We start from the raw sequence: 18,438 nt of genomic DNA, 5'->3' as shown, positions 1-18,438 counted from the left end.
GTGACCGCCCGGAACGAGAACAACGAGAACGATGCCGCCCGGCGTGACGGCAGTGACCGCAGTGACCGCAGTGACCGCAGTGACGGTAGTGACGTTTGTGGCGGTGGCGAGTACGACGGCATGGACGCGCTGATGGCGGCGATCGTCGGCGACTCCGTACCGGAGGCCGCCCGCCGGGACGCCGACTTCATGGCGGACCACCGCGCGGCTGCGAGTGACGTCGCGCTGCTGCGGGAGCAGCTGACGCTGCTGGGGGACACGCTCGCGCACGGCGACGAGGCCCGGCTGGAGGCTCCGGGGGGAGCGGCAGATCCGGCGGGGCGAACCGTGGCGGCAGGGCCGGCAGCAGGCCCGCGGGCTGCCGCGCACGGCGCCGGGCCGGGGGCGGCCGCCGACCCGGCGGTGAGGGTGCTGCCGGTGAGGTCGCGCCGCAACCGTCCCCGGCCCCTCTCCCTGGCCCTGCGCGGTCTCGCCGCCGCCGCGGCCGCCACTGTCGTCGTGGGCATGGGGTGGCTCGTCGTGCAGGGCGGGGCCGGGGCCGGGGACGACTCGGCGGGGAGCTCGGCCGCCGATTCCGCGGCGAGGCCGCAGGACGGCGGCGCCGACGCCAAGCTCGGCCACGCCGGTTATCTCGCCTGCGCCCGGATCGTCGTCGAGGGCACCGTCGCCGAGGTCGAACCGGTCCCCGGCGCCGGCCAGGACCGCGTCACGCTCGACGTGGAGCGCTCCTACAAGCCCGCCAAGGGCCAGAAGCGGGTCGTCTTCCCGATGGCCGAGGACGTCGACCCCAGGCTGCGGCCGGGCGACCACGTCCTCGTCGGGATCACGGGCGGGCAGGCCGAACCGGACCTGTGGAGTGTCGGGGAGAAGGACATCGCCCGCGAACGGGCGTGGATCACCGCCGCCCTGCCCGAGTCGCGCACGATCCCCTGCCCGTAGAGGCGCATGAAGAAGGGCGGGCGCCCGTACGGACGCCCGCCCACAAAGATCGTCAACCGCTGTTACGGCACGACCTTCTCGATCTTCACACTGCCCAGGCCCGCGACCGTGCCGCGCGCGTTGACCAGCTGGACCTGCCCGAAGAACTCACGCCCCTCGGGAGCGGCCGCCGCGGCGGTGACGCTGCCAGAGACCGTGGCCGACGCGCCCGTGCCGAGCTTCACCGGTGCCGAGCCGTCGACGCCGACGCTGCCGAGGGACGCGGAGAAGAACACGTCCTGGTAGTCGTAGGCGGTCGTGCCGGCCGGCACCGAGTAGCCGACGACCTCGACGGTGTACTTCCCGGCGGCCGGCGAGGGCACGGAGACCGACTCCTCCGAGTCGCCGTCGGCGGAGCTGCCGACCTGCGTGCCGGCGGCGTCGTAGACCGCGAGGTCCAGGTCGGCGGCCGTGTCCGAGACACCGCCGATGGCGACATCCAGGGACTTCGCGCCCGCGGGCACCTCGACCGTCGTGGTCTGCGTCTCGCCCTGCTTGATCGACGGACGGGTCGTCTTCGCCGAGCCGAGCGGGCCGCCCACCAGCTTGCCCTCGAGCGCGGCGAAGCCGTTCGTCACCTTCCAGGAGGCGGCGGCCGGGGTGCCGACCTTCGCCTCGGGCACGGTCACGGTCTCCGGGTCGAAGGCCGCGCCGAGCACGGCGACGTCCAGCTTGTACGGGTTGTCGAGCAGCGGCGACGTACGGCGCGACTCGACCTCGATCTCCCACACGCCCGGCTGCGGGTTCGCGTACGAACGCAGGTCGGGGCGGCAGGTGTTGGCCGGGTTGGCGTAGTTCGGGTAGCAGTTGATCGTCGACGTCGGGTCGGACGGGACGCCGTAGGGGTGGATGGAGATGAACCGGGTCTGGCTCTTGTCCTTCAGCCCGCTCATCGCGACCTCGAGCGTCTTCGCGCCCTCGGGCACGGTGACGTAGTAGTGCCGCGAGCTGTTGCGCTGCACCGAATCGGAGGCGGAGAAGGTGTACTTCAGCGGGGCCGAGACGACGGCCGTGCTCAGGACCTGCTTGTCGATGCCCTCGGTCTTGGGGTCGTCGACCTCGAGGATCGCGCTCTTGATACCGGCCGACTTCGGCGCGGCCTGGACCTTGACGGTCACCGGCTGGTTCAGCGGCAGCTTCACCTCGTCGGAGCCGACGATGCGGAAGGTGCCGCCCGCGTTGTTCTCGAAGTGCAGCTCGTGCCGGATCGCCTTGTCGGCACCGGACGTACGGGTGACGGTGACCTCGTAGGTCTTCTTCTGACCGGCCTTCAGGCCGCCCTCACGGTCGTAGAGACCGGTGCCGAAGCCCGGGGTCTTGAGGAACTGGTCGATCGCGGTGTCGACCGGCGCCTTCACCGTGTAGGAGTGCGAGGTGGCGTCGTCGCGGATCGAGTCCCAGGCGTCCTCGATGTTCATGAGGCCCGCGCCCTCCTCGTACGCCTGCACACCCTTGATGTGGTCGGCGGTGGAGGTGAGGGCCGTGCGCAGGGTCGCCGGCGTGAGGTCGATCTTCTTCTGCTTCGCGGCGGACAGCAGCAGCGCGGCGGCGCCGGCGGCCTGCGGGGAGGCCATCGAGGTGCCCTGGAGCATGCCGTAGCCGGCCGGCAGGGTGTAGCCCGCCTCGGCGACCGGGGCTCCCGGCATCCAGGTCTGGATGGTGTTGATCGCGGCACCCGGTGCGACCAGGGTCGGGGTGAAGCCGCCGTCCTCACGCGGGCCGCGCGAGGAGAACGGCATCAGCGCGTACTTCTTCTCCACGACCGAGCCGTAGTTGGCGGCCCAGGTCTCCTTGGAGACGGACGCGCCGACCGAGATGACCTTCTCGGCCAGGGCCGGGTCGCCGATGGTGTTGGTGCCGGGGCCGGAGTTGCCCGCGGAGATCACCAGCTGGACGCCGTACTCGTCGATCAGGCGCGTGTACAGCTCGGCGCGCGCGTTGTTGCCGTCGTTCAGCGCCGGCAGGCCGCCGATGGACATGTTGACGATGTCGACGCCGCGCTTGGTGACGAGGTCGATCATGCCCTCGGTGAGGGCGACGTTGGTGCAGCCGCCGGACCAGGTGCAGGCGCGCGAGGAGACCAGCTTGGCGCCCGGAGCGGCACCGTCCATCTTGCCGCCGAACAGGCCGTTGGCTGCGGTGATGCCGGCGACGTGCGTGCCGTGCTCGGACTCGATGACGCCGATGTTGACGAAGTCGGCCTTCGCGCCCGAGGCGGTGACGACGTCCTTGCGGATCTCGACGACGAACGGCTGCCGCTCGGCGATGTCGGTGGCCGGGTTGTCGGTGCCGAAGTACCCGATCTGGAAGCCGTCCTTGTACGGCTTCATCGCGGTGTCGTCACCGAAGTCGTTGTTGTTGTTCAGGTCGACGCGGACCGTGCCGGACGCCGCGTCGTACAGCACGCCCCAGGCGTCGGTGGTGTCGCCGTCCCGGTTGGCGTCGCCCGCCGCGTCGCCGCCGGTGGTGTACGACTCCAGGAAGGTGCTGACCTTGTAGGAGCCCGCCGGGGCCGTCCAGGTCTTCCCGCCGTAGGTGAAGGTGGGCCCGGACACGGAGGCGGTCATCGGGCGCCAGGTGCGGTCGCCGTCGACGACCGGGTCGGTCGCGGTGACCCAGTCGACGATCTTCCGCTCGCCGGTGGTGGTCTTCTGCAGCGCCGGGTGGCCGAGGTCCACACCGGAGTCCAGGATGCCGATGGTGATGCCGCGGCCGTCCGCCTTCGGGTGGTCCTCGACGAAGTCGACCGCGCCCGTCTCGAAGGACGGGTTGTACGGGTTCTCGGCCGGGGTCTTCTTCCCGGGAGCGGGGTAAGTCCCGGTGGCCTTGGCGCCCTTGGCGGCGTCCGCGCTCGGCGTCGGGTCGTCCAGCGGGATCTCCTCGCGCAGGTCGATGCCGTGCACGGAGGAGAGCTTGGCGGCGGCGGCGATGGCCGAGTCCGCCCGGGACGTCGGGACCGTGGCGCGGACGTAGCCCAGCTTGTCGTCGGCCCGGCCCACCGTGCCGCCCTCGACCGCGTCCAGCTGCCCGGCGACCTGCTCGGTCTTCCCGGGCGCGGTGGCGATCATCATGGTGACGGTCTTGTCGCCGTCGGCCTTGGCCTCCGCGAGGAGGTCCGCGTCGTCCGAACCGAGCTTGTCGGGCGCGGACTTGACGTCCGGGTCGGCGGGGGCGGAGGCGCCCGGACCGTCGGCGGCGAAGGCCAGGGGGATCGGCCCGGCCGCGGAGAGCGCGGCGACGAGACCGGCGGCCACGGCTATGCGCGCCACACGTCTCGGGCCCGATATCGGGTCTCGCTGGGGGGTGAGGGTCATCGGCATCCCTTGTTGGTAAAGGAGCGAGCGGGAACGACCAGGACCGATCGGCCCTGGTCGCAACGGTCCGAACGCGAGCCCGGACGATCGCACAGCTTTGCGTAAGGGCACGCTCTTTGGGGACTGTTGACCGAAACGAGATGGATGTATGGGGAAAACCCGCGATGCGTTTTGCGGGCATGAGTCCTGAAGACGGCGAAATCGGTTAACGTCCCCGAGTGCGAGAGAAGTTGAGGGTGGCGGCCTACGCCGTATGCGTCCGTGACGGACAGATCCTGCTCGCCCGCTCACCCGCCCAGGACGGCACCCCCGAGTGGGTCATGCCGGGCGGCGGCATGGAGCACGGCGAGGACCCCTACGACACCGTGCGACGGGAGGTGGAGGAGGAGACCGGGTACCGGATAGAAGTGACCGGGCTGCTCGGAGTGGACTCCTCCCACCGCGTCTTCCGCGACGGCTTCGGACGCTCCGTCGACCATCACGGCGTCCGGTTCGTCTACGAGGGCCGTATCACCGGCGGCGAACTGCGCAACGAGGTCGGTGGCTCCACCGACCTCGCCGCCTGGCAGGACCTGGACGCGGTGCCCGGACTGGTCCGGATCGGGCTGGTCGACACGGCGTTGCGACTGTGGCGGGAGCGCCCGGCCGGCGGACGGCTCAACGGCGGCCCGGAATAGGTGCAGTACCCCGGAAGATGAACGCCGAGTGACCGGCTCCGGGCTGTTCCCGGAGCGGTCGTCGACGCGCAGGGTAGGCCAAGATCCACGTACGGTGATCGGCGCTGCCCGTTGCCGTCTCGTTTACGTACAGGTCATTCCCGGTGCCAACGATCCAGTGTGAGCGGGGTGTTCGTATGACGAACGCCCCGCGACCACTGCCGACGCGTTCGTACTCGGGGAGAGAAGCGCATGTCGCGCACACGCTCAGTCGCAGGATCCGGCCAGGGCATCCACCGTCGTTCCGTCCTCGCCGCCGGCGGCGCGGTCGCCCTGTCCGCGGGCGTCGGCTACGCCCTGCGGCCCAGCGACAGCCAGGCCGCCACGGCCAAGGAGGCGACCGAGGCCGTAGCGGCCTCCTCGCGCCAGGCACCGGCCGCGCCGCTGGCCCCCTACACCAAGGGCACCACCCTCGCCTCCGTCGCCACCCCGCGCGGCGGCTCCGGCTACCGGCGCCTGGGCGACGGAGCCGGCTGGCAGCGCGTCGTGCGCTCCGACCTGGCCGCGCCCAAGTCCGGCCGCGCCGGGCGCCGTACCGCGCTCGCGGCGTTCGTGCAGCTCACCGACCTGCACATCATCGACGCCCAGCACCCGCTGCGCCTGGAGTACCTCCGCTCGGCAGACATCCACGCCTGGCGCCCGCACGAGGCGCTGACCGTGCAGGGCGCCATCTCGCTGGTGGAGCGGATCAACGCGCTGCGCGGCGCTCCCGTCACCGGATCCCCGCTGCACTTCGCCATGACCACCGGCGACAACACGGACAACAACGCCAAATCCGAGCTGGACTGGTTCCTGAAGATCATGAGCGGTGGGCGCATCACGCCCAACACCGGGGACCCGCGCCAGTACGAGGGCGTCCAGAACAGTGGCCTCAAGCAGTACTGGCAGCCCGACGCCGCGGTCCGCGACAGCGACAAGCAGGTCGGCTTCCCGCAGCTCGACGGCTTCCTGAAGGCCGCCGTCCGGGAGGTCCGCAGCCCCGGCCTCAACCTGCCCTGGTACTCCACGGTCGGCAACCACGACTCCCTGCCGATGGGCTGCTACGCCTCGCACAGCGACCCCTACCTCACCGAACTCGCCGTCGGCGGCAAGAAGCTGATGAACGTGTCCGCGGCGGAAGCGCAGCAGCTCCAGGCGCAGATCAAGAAGGCCCGGGACCCCCAGGGCGTCCGCTACCACGACTTCCTCAAGTCCCACGCCCGCTCCATGCGCTCGGTCACCCCGGACGAGAGCCGCGCCCCCTTCACCACCGCCGAGTACCTCCAGGCGCACCTGGACCCGGCCTACCGCGGTATCGGCCCGGCCGGCCACGGCTACTCCTCCGCCAACCTGGACACGGGCACCCAGTACTACGCCTTCCGCGTCTCCGACGACGTCATCGGCATCAGCCTGGACACCACCGACGCGGGCGGCCACTACGAGGGCTCCCTCGGCACGGCCCAGATGAAGTGGCTCGAGAAGACCCTGCGGGAGAACAAGGACTCCCACGCGGTGATCTTCAGCCACCACACCAGCAAGACGATGACGAACCTCCGCAACGACCCGTCCCGGCCGGGCGAGCGCCGGCACAGCGGCCAGGAGGTCCTCGCCCTCCTCGGCAACCACCGCAACGTGCTCGCCTGGGTGAACGGCCACATCCACAAGAACGTCATCACCCCGCACTCGATGTCCGGCGGCGGCACCTTCTGGGAGATCTCCACCGCCTCCCACGTCGACTTCCCCCAGCTGGCCCGGGTCATCGAGCTGACCGACAACAAGGACGGCACGATCTCGCTGTTCACCACGCTGGTGGAGTCCTCGGCCCCGCACCGCACGGACTTCTCCGACCTCTCCCAGACCGGCCTGGCCGCCCTCTACCGCGAGCTGTCCCTCAACGCCCCCGGCGCGAACGCGAACCTCGGCGGCGACCCGGAGGACCGCAACACCGAGCTGGTGCTGAAGAAGGGCTGATTCCCGCTCAACCGTCCGGGCCCGGTCAACCCGGGCGCCGCGGGCCGGGTCCCACCCCCCGACACAGTTCGACGTGCCAGGGGGAAGCGGGGACATGAGGAGACACCTACGTACGGCCCTGACAGCGGCGACGGCCGTGGCCCTGACGGCGGCCCTGGCCGCTCCGGCGCTCGCGGCCGCTCCCGGCAAGGCGCCCGGCGGCCACGACGCGACCCGGCAGGCGGTGCGGGCCGCGGTCGCCGAGGGCGTCCCCGGGGTGACCGTGACGGTGACGCAGGGGCACCGCGGCACCTGGGCGACCACCGCCGGTGCGGGCGACCTGAGGACGGGCGAGCCGCGTTCGACGCGGGACCACTACCGCATCGGCAGCGCGAGCAAGACGTTCATCGCCACCGTCATCCTGCAACTGGAGGCGGAGGGAGAACTCTCGCTCGACGACACGGTCGAGAAGTGGCTGCCGGGTGTGGTGCACGGCAACGGCCACGACGGCAGCCGCATCACGATCCGCCAGTTGCTGAACCTCACCAGCGGCGTCCACGACCTGCTGGCCGACAAGACCTTCCAGCAGACCTACATGCTCAAGGAGGGCTTCTTCCGGCACCGGTTCGACAGGACGACACCACGGGAACTGGTCGCGATGGCCCTGGCCAACCAGCGGGACTTCAAGCCCGGAACGTCGTGGAAGTACTCCAACACCAACTACATCCTGGCCGCGATGGTGATCGAGAAGATCACGGGCCACCCGTACGGCGACGCGGTCGAGCGGCGCATCATCGAGCCGCTGAACCTGACGGCCACGTCCGTCCCGCGCGACCGGATCACCGTCCCCCGGCCCAGCAGCCGCGCCTACGGCAAGCTCGCACGGACGACGAGCGGCCCGACCTACGACGTCACGGAGTTCCGGCCCTCCTTCGCCTACTCGGGCGAGATCATCTCCGACTCCGCCGACCTGAACACCTTCTTCTCGGCGCTCCTGCGCGGCGAGGTGCTCCAGCCGCGGCAGTTGAAGGAGATGAAGACCACGGTCCCCACCACGAAGGAGAAGGAGGGCTACGGCCTCGGTCTCCGTTCGTACGAGCTGACCTGCGGCACGACCGTCTGGGGCCACGGCGGGGACATCCACGGCTCCTCCTCCATGGCCGTCACCACCGGCGACGGCAGCCACTCGCTGGCCGTCAACTTCAACGGGGACTGGGCGGGGGAGACCAAGGCGGTCGTGGAGGCGGAGTTCTGCGGCGACCGCTGACGTCCGGCTCGGCAGGACGACTCGGCATGACAGCTCGACAGGACGACTCGATATGACATGGGGGAACGGGGATATGAAGAGACACCTGCGTACGGCCCTGACGGCGGCGACGGCCGTGGCACTGACGGCGGCGCTGGCCGCTCCGGCGCTCGCGGCCGCTCCCGGCAGGGTGCCCGGCGGCCATGACGCGACCCGGCAGGCGGTGCGGGCCGCGGTCGCCGACGGCGTCCCGGGCGTGACCGTGACCGTGCGGCGGGGGCACGGTACGTGGGCGGCCACCGCCGGAGTCGGCAACCTCAAGACGGGCAAGCCACGTTCGACGGCGGACCACTACCGCGTCGCCAGCATCTCGAAGACGTTCGTCGCGACTGTCGTCCTGCAACTGGAGGCGGAGGGGAAGCTCTCGCTCGACGACACGGTGGAGAAGTGGCTGCCGGGCCTGGTCCGGGGCAACGGCCACGACGGCCGGAAGATCACCCTGCGCCAGCTCCTGAACCACACCAGCGGCATCTTCGACTACCTGGAGGATCCCGGGTTCCAGCAGACGTACATGACCGCCGACGGTTTCCTGAAACACCGCTTCGACCAGGCGTCCCCCGAGGAGCTGCTCGCCGTCGCCATGGCGAACGAGCCGTACTTCACGCCGGGCACGTCGTTCGCGTACTCCAACACCAACTACATCCTGGCCGCGCGGGTGATCGAGAAGGCCACGGGCAGCGACGACTACGGCGACGAGATCGACCGCCGGATCATCGCCCCGCTGAAGCTGGCCTCCACATCGGTCCCCACCCGGGTCACCCTGCCCCGGCCCAGCAGCCGCGCCTACTCCAAGCTGGCCAGGACGGCCGAGGGCCCGACGTACGACGTCACGGAGCTGAACCCGCGCCTGGCCTACGGCTCCGGCCAGATGGTCTCCGGCTCGGCCGACCTGAACCGCTTCTACTCGGCCCTGCTCCGGGGCAGGCTGCTCCCGCCCGAGCAGCTGAAGGAGATGAAGACCACGGTCCCCTCCAGCCGCGACACCAGCCGCTACGGTCTGGGGCTCGTCGACCGCAAACTCAGCTGCGGCGTCCACGTCTGGGGCCACGACGGCGGCATCACCGGCTCGAATTCCAGCGCGGTGACGACCGAGGACGGCCGGCACTCCCTGGCCGTCAACCTCAACGGGGACTGGTCGGGGAGCACCGACACGATCATCGAGGCGGAGTTCTGCGGCAAGTAGGGCGGTCCCGTCCGCCCAGCTGGTGAGACATCCGCTCACGTTTCGAGAAGAAGGCCCGACCCTCCATACCTCGGCCGCGCGGCTCCGAACCACTGGTGAGGCAGAGCAGAGAACCGGCAGCCGAGGGGGTTTTCTCATGGCGGGACAGCAGCTCCAGGAAATGGTCAGGGGCTCCGTTGTCGCCGAGCGGTTCGCCGCGCTGCTGGCCGAGGTCGCGCATGTGGACGAGGTGGGTGTCGACAGCGACTTCTTCGATGATCTCGGTGCCGACTCCCTGGTGATGGCGCACTTCTGCGCGCAGGTGAGGAAGCGGCCGGACCTGCCGGCGGTGTCGATGCGCGATGTCTACCGGCATCCCACCGCCGGCGGACTGGCGGCCGCACTGGTCGACAGCGCCCCGGCGCCACCACCCGGATCCGAGGCGCCCAGCCCATCGGAACTGCCCAGGGCGCCGGTGCCCGCCACGGCACCGGCGCCGCCCACGGGCCGCCCGCACCGCGTGCTGTGCGGGGCACTGCAGCTTCTGGCCTTCCTCGGCTACGCCTTCCTCCTCGCGGCCGTCGCCGCCCGGGGCTATGAATGGATCTCCGCGCAGACGCACCTGCTCGACGCCTATCTGCGCAGCGTCGTCTTCGGCGCCGCGCTGTTCGTCGTGCTCTGCGCCCTGCCCTTGATCGCCAAATGGCTGCTGATCGGCCGGTTCACACCACGGCGGTTCCACGTCTGGAGCCTCACCTACTTCCGGTTCTGGCTGGTCAAGACACTGATCCGGTCGAGCCCACTGGTCCTGTTCGTGGGATCGCCGCTCTACCCGCTCTTCCTGAGGGCACTGGGCGCGAGGATCGGCAAGGGGGTGACGATCCTGTCGCGCAGCGCCCCCGTCTGCACTGATCTGCTGACCGTCGGTGACGGTGCTCTCGTCCGCAAGGACGCGCTGATCAGCGGCTACCACGCGGTCGACGGTGTGATCGAGACAGGGCCGGTCACCCTGGGCCGGGGCGCGGTCGTCAGCGAGGTGACGGTGCTGGACATCGGGACCCGGCTCGGCGACGGATCCCGGCTCGGGCACGCGTCCTCCCTGCAGACGGGCCAGGCGGTCCCCGACGGCGAGTACTGGCACGGCTCTCCGGCCCAGCCGGCGGACGGCGCCTTCCCGGAGGTGGAGCCCGCCCGGTGCGGTGCCGCACGGCGAGCGGTGCACGGTTCCCTGATGCTGCTCATGGCGCTGCTGGTGTACCTGCCGCTGGCGGTGGGCTGTCTGGACGTGCTGCTCTCCCGGATGCTGGAGGGATCCGCCGTACTGAAGGGCGGGGCGACGGTGCTCTGGGTCGACCTGCTGGTCGTCACGGTCGTCCTCTTCTTCGGCGGGTTGCTCGCCGCTCTGGTGGTCCTGGCCACCGTCCCCCGGCTGCTGGGCAGGCTCGTCCCGCCCGGCCGGACGTACCCGCTCTTCGGCTTCCGCCACACCGTGCACCGGACGATCGTCCTGATGACCAACAGGAAGTCCCTGACCCGACTGTTCGGCGACAGCAGCTGCATCGTGCACTACCTGCGCTGGATCGGCTATCGCCTCTCCCCGGTGGAGCAGACCGGCTCCAACTTCGGCACCGGGATCAAGCACGAGAGCCCCTTCCTGAGCAGGGTCGGCACCGGGACCATGGTCGCGGACGGGCTGTCCCTGATGAACGCCGAGTACTCCAGCACCTCCTTCCGGCTGTCGCAGACCGCGATCGGGGCGCACAACTTCCTCGGAAACCGCATCGCCTACCCGGTCGGCGGCCGGACCGGCGACAACTGCCTGCTCGGTACCAAGGTGGCGGTCCCCGTCAGCGGGCCGCTCCGGCACGATGTGGGACTTCTCGGCTCGCCCTGCTTCGAGATCCCGCGGTCGGTGGCGCGGGACAGCACCTTCGACGAGCTCAAGGACGGGCACGCTTTCGGCCGCCGCCTCGCGGCCAAGAACCGGCACAACGCCGTCACCATGGCATGGCACCTGCTCACGGGATGGCTGTTCTTCTTCTGCGTCGTCCTGCTCTTCGCACTCGCCGCGAGCCAGTACCCGGTGTGGGGCACGGCGGTCCTGGCACTGGCCAACGCCGTCGTGCTGCCGTTCACCCTGGTCTACTACGTCCTCCTCGAACGGGCCGTCAGGGCCGCGCACCCACCGGGGCCGCTGTTCTGCTCGATCTACGACCGCCGCTTCTGGCGTCGTGAGCGGTACTGGAAGGTCCCCTCCGAGACATATCTGCACATCCTCGACGGCACGCCGTTCAAGAGCGTCGTATGGCGCCTGCTCGGCGTCCGGATCGGGGCACGGGTCTTCGACGACGGCTGCGCCGTGACCGAGCGTCCGATGGCCCGCATCGGGGACGACTGCACCCTCAACTCGGGCAGCGTCCTGCAGTGCCACTCGCAGGAGGACGGCACGTTCAAATCGGACCGCAGCGCGCTCGGCGCCGGCTGCACCCTCGGCGTCGGAGCGTTCGTGCACTACGGCGTGACGGTCGGGGACGGCGCCGTGCTGGCGGCGGACTCCTTCCTCATGAAGGGCGAGACCGTCCCCGAACACACCCGCTGGGCGGGAAACCCGGCCCGCCCGGTCCTCGACGAAAGGGACAGGGGAGGTGCGCGGTGATGGCGGCGACAGCGGCCGAGGCCCGCGTCCCCGGAAGCGACCTGCGTGCCGAGAGCGGCTTCACGGCTGTGCCCCGGTGGGCGAAGGATCCGACGCCCGGGACCGGGGAGTACGTCAGCCGTGTCCCCGGCGAGGTGACGGCGGCCCTGCGGGCGCGGGCCCGTGAACTCGGGGTGCCGCTCACGACGATCCTCCTCGCGGCCCACGCGAAGGTGCTCGCCCTGCTCTCCGGCGACCCCGAGGTGCGCAGCGGCTACCTCTCCCCGGGCCGCACGGGACTCTTTGAGCTGACGGTCGCACCCGGCACCTGGCGCCGACTGGTGCTGGACGCCCGGCGGGCCGAGACGGCCGCGCTGTCGCCCGGGACCGGCTCACCGTCCCCGTCCGGCGGCCCCGAGGCGGTGTTCGGCCCCATCGGGTGCGACGTCGACGTCCCGCCGGAGGGCGGGGTGCTGCTCGGCATCTCGGCGGGTGAGGAGCGCGGCCGGCTCGTGCTGCGGCTGCGGCACCGGACGGACCTGCTGGACGCGGACTGTGCCGCCCGGATCGGGGGGTACCACCGTGCCGCGCTGGAGGCGATCGCCGCCGACCCCGACGCCCGCCACGACCGGGGCAGCCTGCTGTCCGCGGACGAACTCCGGTTCCAGCTCGACGGGCTGGCGGCGGGGCCGCGCCGCACGCTGCCGGACCGCCGGTTCCACGAACTGTTCGAGGAGCGGGTGCGCCGGCACCCGGACACCGTCGCCCTGGTCCACCAGGGCCGCTGCCGGACCTACGCGGACCTCAACACCCGGGCCAACCGGGTGGCCCGGGCCCTGCTGGCCGAAGGGCTCGGCCCCGAGGACACGGTCGCCGTGGTGACCGAACGCGACCTCCACTGGGCGGCCGGCGTGCTCGGCGTCCTCAAGGCCGGCGGCGTGTACCTGCCCGTCGACCCGCAGCACCCGCCCGGCCGCATCAGCGCGATGCTCACCCGCGCCGACTGCTCGTACGTCCTCACCGCACCGGGCAGCACCACCCGGCTGGACCGGGCGCTCGCGACGCTCCCCGGAACCCGGCGGCTGCTCGTCCCGGACCTCACCGAACGGGCCGCCGACGGAACGGATCCCGGCCTGGACATCCCGGCGGACCGGCTCGCGTACGTCTTCTTCACCTCCGGCTCCACCGGAGAGCCCAAGGGCGCGCTGTGCGAGCACGCCGGTCTGCTCAACCATCTGTACGCCAAGATCCACGATCTGGGCATCGGTGAGGGCACCGTGGTGGCGCAGACGGCCTCGCAGTGCTTCGACATCTCGCTGTGGCAGTTGCTCGCCGGGCTGCTGACAGGCGGGCGGACCCTGCTGGTCGAGCAGGACGCCATCCTCGACGCGGACCGGTTCCTGGACCGGATCGCGAAGGAACGCGTCAACATCCTGCAAGTGGTGCCGTCCTACCTCGACGTCATCCTGTCCGCGCTGGAACGCGGCCCCCGGGAGCTGCCGGACCTGCGGTGCGTGTCCGTCACCGGCGAGGCGCTGCGCGGGGAGCTGGTCCAGCGGTGGTTCACCACCGGGCCCGCCGTGCGCCTGGTCAACGCCTACGGGCTGACCGAGACGTCCGACGACACCCACCACGAGGTGATGGACCGGGCGCCCGCCACCGGCCGGATCCCGATCGGGCGGCCCATCGCCAACGTGCGCCAGTACGTCGTCGACGACAACCTGCTTCCGGTGCCGCTCGGCGCGCCCGGCGCCATCGTCTTCTCCGGGGTGTGCGTCGGACGCGGCTACGTCAACGACGCCGAACGCACCCGGCTCGCCTACGGGGCCGACCCTCACCGCCCGGGCGAACGGCTGTACAAGGGAGGCGACTTCGGCCGCTGGCGGCCCGACGGGAAACTGGAGTTCCTCGGCCGCCGGGACGCGCAGGTCAAGATCCGGGGGTTCCGGGTCGAGATCGGCGAGGTCGAGAACACGCTGCTGCGGGTGCCCGGCGTCACGGACTGCGCGGTCGTGGTGACCGGCGCCAAGGGCCACGGCCGCCAACTGGCCGCCTTCTGCGTGAGCGAGGGCGCGGTGACCGCCGAGGACCTGCGCGAGCGGCTCGCGGACCTGCTCCCCGCGTACATGGTTCCGGCGTCCTTCCACCGGCTGGACCGCCTGCCGCTCACCGCCAACGGCAAGACCGACCGCAAGGCGCTCACGGCGCTCGCCGAGGACCTCGGTCCGGCCCGGGACTCCGGCGGCACCCCGCGGACACCGGCCGAACGGCGGCTCGCGGAGCGCTGGGAGGCGGAACTCGGCCTGCCGCCCGGGCGGGTCCGCCGGGGCGACGACTTCTTCGATCTGGGCGGCACGTCCCTGTCGGCGGTAAGGCTCGCGGTCTCGCTGGACCGGGTGATCTCCCCGCGCGACCTCGCCCGCCGCCCGGTACTGGCCGAGCTGGCCCAGCTGATCGACACCCGCACCGGCGGAGAACCGTGACGGACAGGAGTGAGAGAGGAGAGAGCGACATGCTGTCGGCACTCTTCCGCAAGAACAAGGCCACCACGACAGAGACGACAGCGGCCCCGGAGGGCCTTCCGGTACTCGACGCGGAAGACATTCCGGACGGGGACGTCCGGGCCGCGCTGCGCGAACTCGTCACCGAGCACGGGGCGGTCACCGTCCGGGGCCTCGGCCTGCGCACCCCGGCCGACGTCGAGTCGGTCCTCCGCCGGGTGGCCGAGCACCCCGTGACCGAACGCGAGGCCTTCGCCGCCCGCGAGCGCCACGCGGACGGCGTCTACTCGTCGTCGGCCTGGCCGCCCACCCAGCCCATGTGCATGCACCACGAGCTCAGCTACGCCGTCGAGTGTCCCGGCCTGATGCTGTTCGCGTGCCTGGAGCCGCCCGTCGAAGGCGGCGCCACCGCGGTGGCCGACGCGACCGCCGTGCTGCGGGCGCTGCCCGCCGACCTCGTCGAGCGCTTCGACCGTGAGGGCTGGCTGCTCACCAGGGCCTACAACGAGGGGATCGGCGCGACGCTCGCCCAGTCCTTCGGCACCGACGACCGCGGCGCCGTCGAGGCCTACTGCCGTGCCCACGCGATCGACTGGTCCTGGCAGCCGGACGGTTCGCTGCGGACACGCCAGCACCGGCACGCCGTCGTACGGCACCCGGTCTCCGGCCAAAGCTGCTGGTTCAACCAGATCGCGTTCCTGAACGAGTGGACGATGGCACCCGAGGTCAGGGAGTTCCTGACCGACGAGTACGGCCCCGACGGCCTGCCCTTCAACACCCGTTACGGCAACGGCGATCCGGTGCCCCCGGACGTCGTCGAGCAGATCAACAAGACCTACGAGGCCCACACCGTTCGCCGGTCCTGGCAGCGCGGGGACCTGATGCTCGTGGACAACATCCGCACCGCGCACAGCCGGGAGGCCTACCAGGGGCCGCGGGACATCGTGGTGGCGATGGCCGACCCCGTGCGTCCCGGCCTCCCAGGACCGCGGCCGGGGAGGGAAGCGGCATGACCACCCTGCACACCGTCCCGCGGACCGCCCTGACGGACACGGACACCCCGGTGGTGCCGCCCTTCGCCGTCATCCCCGGAAGCCAGGTCATGGAGGTGCTCCAGGGCCGTGAGAAGACCGTGGTGGAGGTCGTCGAGGCGACGTACCGCCTGCACGGCGCCGGACGTACGGTCAATCCGCCGTCCTCCTTCCTGCGCTTCCCCGAGCGGCCGACGGCACGGATCATCGCCCTGCCCGCGTCCCTCGGCGGCGAGGACGGCGAGGACGGCGAGGACGGGGTGGACGGCCTGAAATGGATCTCCAGCTTCCCCGCCAACGTCGCCTCGGGCATCCCGCGGGCGTCCGCCGTCCTGATCCTCAACGACCCCGTCACGGGCTACCCCTTCGCCTGCATGGAGAGTTCGATCATCAGCGCCGCCAGAACGGCCGCCTCCGCCGTGTCGGCCGCCGACCGGCTCAGCAGGGGACGGTCGCGCCCGGCCCGGCTGGGGTTCGTCGGGGCGGGCCTGATCGCTCGTTACATCCACACCTATCTGGAGGGCACCGGCTGGTCCTTCGACGCCATCGGCGTGCACGACCTGTCCGCCGACAGCGCCGCCGGCTTCCGGACCTACCTGGAGCAGTCCGGGGCCGTCGGACGCGTCACCGTGCACGGCAGCGCCGAGGAACTGATCCGCCTCAGCGACCTGATCGTCTTCGCCACGGTCGCCGACCGGCCGCACATCATTGAGCCGTCGTGGTTCCGGCACAACCCGGTGGTGCTGCACGTGTCGCTGCGCGACCTCGCACCCGAGGTGCTGCTCGGCGCCACCAACGTCGTCGACGACATCGACCACTGCCTGCGGGCCGCCACCTCACCGCACCTCACCGAACGCCTCACCGGCAACCGCGACTTCCTGCTCGGCACGCTCGACGACGTGATGGCCGGCCGGGTGACGGTCCCGGCCGGCCGGCCGGTGGTCTTCTCACCGTTCGGCCTGGGCGTGCTCGATCTCGCGGTCGGCTCCTACGTCTACGACGAAGTGGCCCGCTCCGGCGAACTGCGGGTCATCGAGAACTTCTTTCACGAACTGAGCCGGCACGGCTGAGGGCGAAACCCGTCCACCGTCCGGTGTGTACGAGGAGAACATCGTGCCTGTCATATCCGTACCCCACGCCTTCAACGAGGAGGACCTGTACGTCGACCTCGAGCCGATGACGGGACACCGGCTCTTCCTCAAGTGCGAGGGCTTCAACTTCGCCGGTTCGATCAAGATGAAGGCCGCGACCGAGATGGTGGAGTCCGCGGAGCGCGGCGGAACCCTCAGGCGGGACTCGATCCTGGTCGAGTCCTCCTCCGGCAACCTCGGCGTGGCACTGAGCATGATCGCCGCGAGCAAGGGCTACCGCTTCGTCTGTGTGACGGACTCCCGGTGCAACCTCGCCACCCGGCTGATGATGGAGGCCCTGGGCAGCCAGGTCCACGTCGTCTCCGACGAGAGCGCCACGGGCGGTCTGCTGGGCGCGCGGCTGGCGCACGTGCGCGCGCTGTGCGCCGCCGACGACCGCTATGTGTGGCTGAGCCAGTACACCAACCCCGACAACTGGAAGGCGCACTACTTCCGGACGGCCCCGGCCATCGCCCGCTGGTTCCCGCTCCTGGACGTCCTGTTCATCGGCGTCGGCACGACCGGCACCCTGATGGGCTGCGCCCGCTGGTTCCGCTCCTGGCACCGGCCGGTGCGGATCGTCGCGGTGGACAGCGTCGGCTCCGCCATCTTCGGCGACCCGCCCGGACGGCGGATGATCCCCGGCCTCGGCATGAGCGTCCGGCCGCCGCTGCTCGACGAGAGCTACGTCGACGAGGCGGTGCGCGTCGAGGAGGCCGATGCCATCCGCACCTGCCGGAGCATGGCGCGGCAGGGCTTCCTGTTCGGCGGCTCGACCGGCACGGTCGTCAGCGGGGCGACGAACTGGCTCGACCGGCACGGCGCACCGGGCCTCACGCCCGTCGCGATAGCCCCGGACCTCGGTGAGCGCTATCTCGACACCATCTACCAGAGCAACTGGGTACAGGCCCTGTACGGGAACGATTCCGTCGCGGACCCCCGCGCGGTGCGAGCGTCCTCCGACTGACCCGGGACGGCCGCGCCATGTGCCTTCTCCCCGTGAGACCCGCGAGACCCGCGAGACCGGCCCTGCGTCCCGAGCGGCTGACGTCCGCCGCCTGGGCCCGGCCTCCGGTGCCGCCGAGCGCCGGCCGGCCCCGAGTGTGGCTGGCCCGGGTGGAGGACCTCCGCGGCGCCGTGGCCCCGCTCGCCGGCACGCTGCTGGACAGCGGGGAACGGGCACGCGCCGCGGCACTGCACCGGGCGGCGGACCGGGACGGCTACCGGGTCGCCCATGTGTGCCTCCGGCTGCTCCTCGGCGCCTACTTGGGGGTCGAGCCGTCGGACGTGACGTTCGTACGGCGACCCTGCCCGGTGTGCCAGGGCCCGCACGGCCGTCCCGACGTGCCCGGCGTGCCCGGCGTGCCCCTGAGCTTCTCCCTCTCCCGCACCGACGGGCTCTGCCTGCTCGCGTTCGCGGACACGGCGGTCGGCGCGGACATCGAGCGGCTGCCCGACCTGGACGTCGTCGCCTCCCTCACGGCGACGCTGCACCCCCGGGAGGCCGCCGAGCTCGCCGCGTACCCGCCGCGTGCCCGGCCGGCCGCCTTCGCCCGGGTGTGGACACGCAAGGAGGCCTATCTGAAAGGGCTCGGCACCGGCCTCGGACGTGACCTCGGCGCCGACCACCTCGGCGCCTCCGCGCGCGGGCCCCGCCGGATGCCGGGCTGGACGGTCGACGACGTGGCGGTGGGCCCGGGGCACGCGGCCGCCGTCGCGGTGGCCGAGCGCTGACC

Annotated in this window: 12 protein-coding genes; 11 read left to right on the top strand and 1 reads right to left on the bottom strand. The window is 71.4% G+C overall.

The annotated features are described in order from the left end of the window. A complete protein-coding gene (locus AC07DF_RS25490) occupies positions 1–939 on the top strand; it encodes a hypothetical protein (RefSeq protein WP_478975660.1) in 939 nt (312 codons plus the stop codon). A gap of 62 nt (positions 940–1,001) precedes the next feature. Here the strand turns inward: AC07DF_RS25490 and AC07DF_RS25485 are convergent, their stop codons facing one another. Further along, complete coding sequence (locus AC07DF_RS25485; RefSeq protein WP_478975657.1) at positions 1,002–4,292, bottom strand: S8 family serine peptidase; 3,291 nt, start codon at positions 4,290–4,292, stop codon at positions 1,002–1,004. A gap of 218 nt (positions 4,293–4,510) precedes the next feature. Here AC07DF_RS25485 and AC07DF_RS25480 point away from each other — a divergent pair, with 218 nt between their 5' ends. From AC07DF_RS25480 to AC07DF_RS25435, 10 genes are all read left to right on the top strand, one after another. Beyond that, on the top strand, positions 4,511–4,969 hold the full coding sequence (locus tag AC07DF_RS25480; RefSeq protein WP_478975654.1) for an NUDIX hydrolase: 459 nt from the start codon (positions 4,511–4,513) through the stop codon (positions 4,967–4,969). Positions 4,970–5,200: 231 nt separating this feature from the next. Further along, the gene (locus AC07DF_RS25475; RefSeq protein WP_478975651.1) at positions 5,201–6,958 is read left to right on the top strand and encodes a TIGR03767 family metallophosphoesterase; all 1,758 of its coding nucleotides are present in this window, start codon (positions 5,201–5,203) and stop codon (positions 6,956–6,958) included. Between the two features lie 94 nt (positions 6,959–7,052). Next, on the top strand, positions 7,053–8,204 hold the full coding sequence (locus tag AC07DF_RS25470) for a serine hydrolase domain-containing protein (RefSeq protein ID WP_478975648.1): 1,152 nt from the start codon (positions 7,053–7,055) through the stop codon (positions 8,202–8,204). A 73-nt stretch (positions 8,205–8,277) separates the two neighbouring features. Next, positions 8,278–9,426: a serine hydrolase domain-containing protein gene (locus AC07DF_RS25465; RefSeq protein ID WP_478975645.1), complete on the top strand. Its 1,149-nt coding sequence runs from the start codon at positions 8,278–8,280 to the stop codon at positions 9,424–9,426. A 136-nt stretch (positions 9,427–9,562) separates the two neighbouring features. Continuing rightward, entirely contained in the window at positions 9,563–12,061 is a 2,499-nt protein-coding gene (locus AC07DF_RS25460) for a Pls/PosA family non-ribosomal peptide synthetase (protein ID WP_478975642.1), read from the top strand. After that, positions 12,061–14,523, top strand: coding sequence for a non-ribosomal peptide synthetase (locus tag AC07DF_RS25455; protein ID WP_478975639.1), 2,463 nt, complete (start codon positions 12,061–12,063; stop codon positions 14,521–14,523). Before AC07DF_RS25460 ends, AC07DF_RS25455 begins: the two co-directional genes overlap by 1 nt. Before the next feature lie 29 nt (positions 14,524–14,552). Then, positions 14,553–15,554 (top strand): TauD/TfdA family dioxygenase, encoded by a 1,002-nt coding sequence (locus AC07DF_RS25450; protein ID WP_478975635.1) that lies wholly within the window; start codon positions 14,553–14,555, stop codon positions 15,552–15,554. Then, positions 15,551–16,642 carry a 2,3-diaminopropionate biosynthesis protein SbnB gene (gene sbnB, locus AC07DF_RS25445; protein ID WP_478975632.1) on the top strand — a complete coding sequence of 364 codons (1,092 nt, stop codon included), beginning with the start codon at positions 15,551–15,553 and terminating at the stop codon, positions 16,640–16,642. Before AC07DF_RS25450 ends, sbnB begins: the two co-directional genes overlap by 4 nt. 43 nt (positions 16,643–16,685) lie before the next feature. Then, positions 16,686–17,669, top strand: a complete 984-nt coding sequence (sbnA, locus tag AC07DF_RS25440) for a 2,3-diaminopropionate biosynthesis protein SbnA (RefSeq protein WP_478975629.1) — start codon at positions 16,686–16,688, stop codon at positions 17,667–17,669. 32 nt (positions 17,670–17,701) lie between these two features. Next, on the top strand, positions 17,702–18,436 hold the full coding sequence (locus tag AC07DF_RS25435; RefSeq protein WP_478975626.1) for a 4'-phosphopantetheinyl transferase family protein: 735 nt from the start codon (positions 17,702–17,704) through the stop codon (positions 18,434–18,436). The last annotated feature ends 2 nt before the right edge of the window (positions 18,437–18,438 follow it).

Source organism: Streptomyces sp. NPDC044719 (assembly GCF_056433405.1).
Note: the sequence above shows the minus strand (reverse complement) of the source record. Positions and strands in the feature narration are given on the sequence as shown.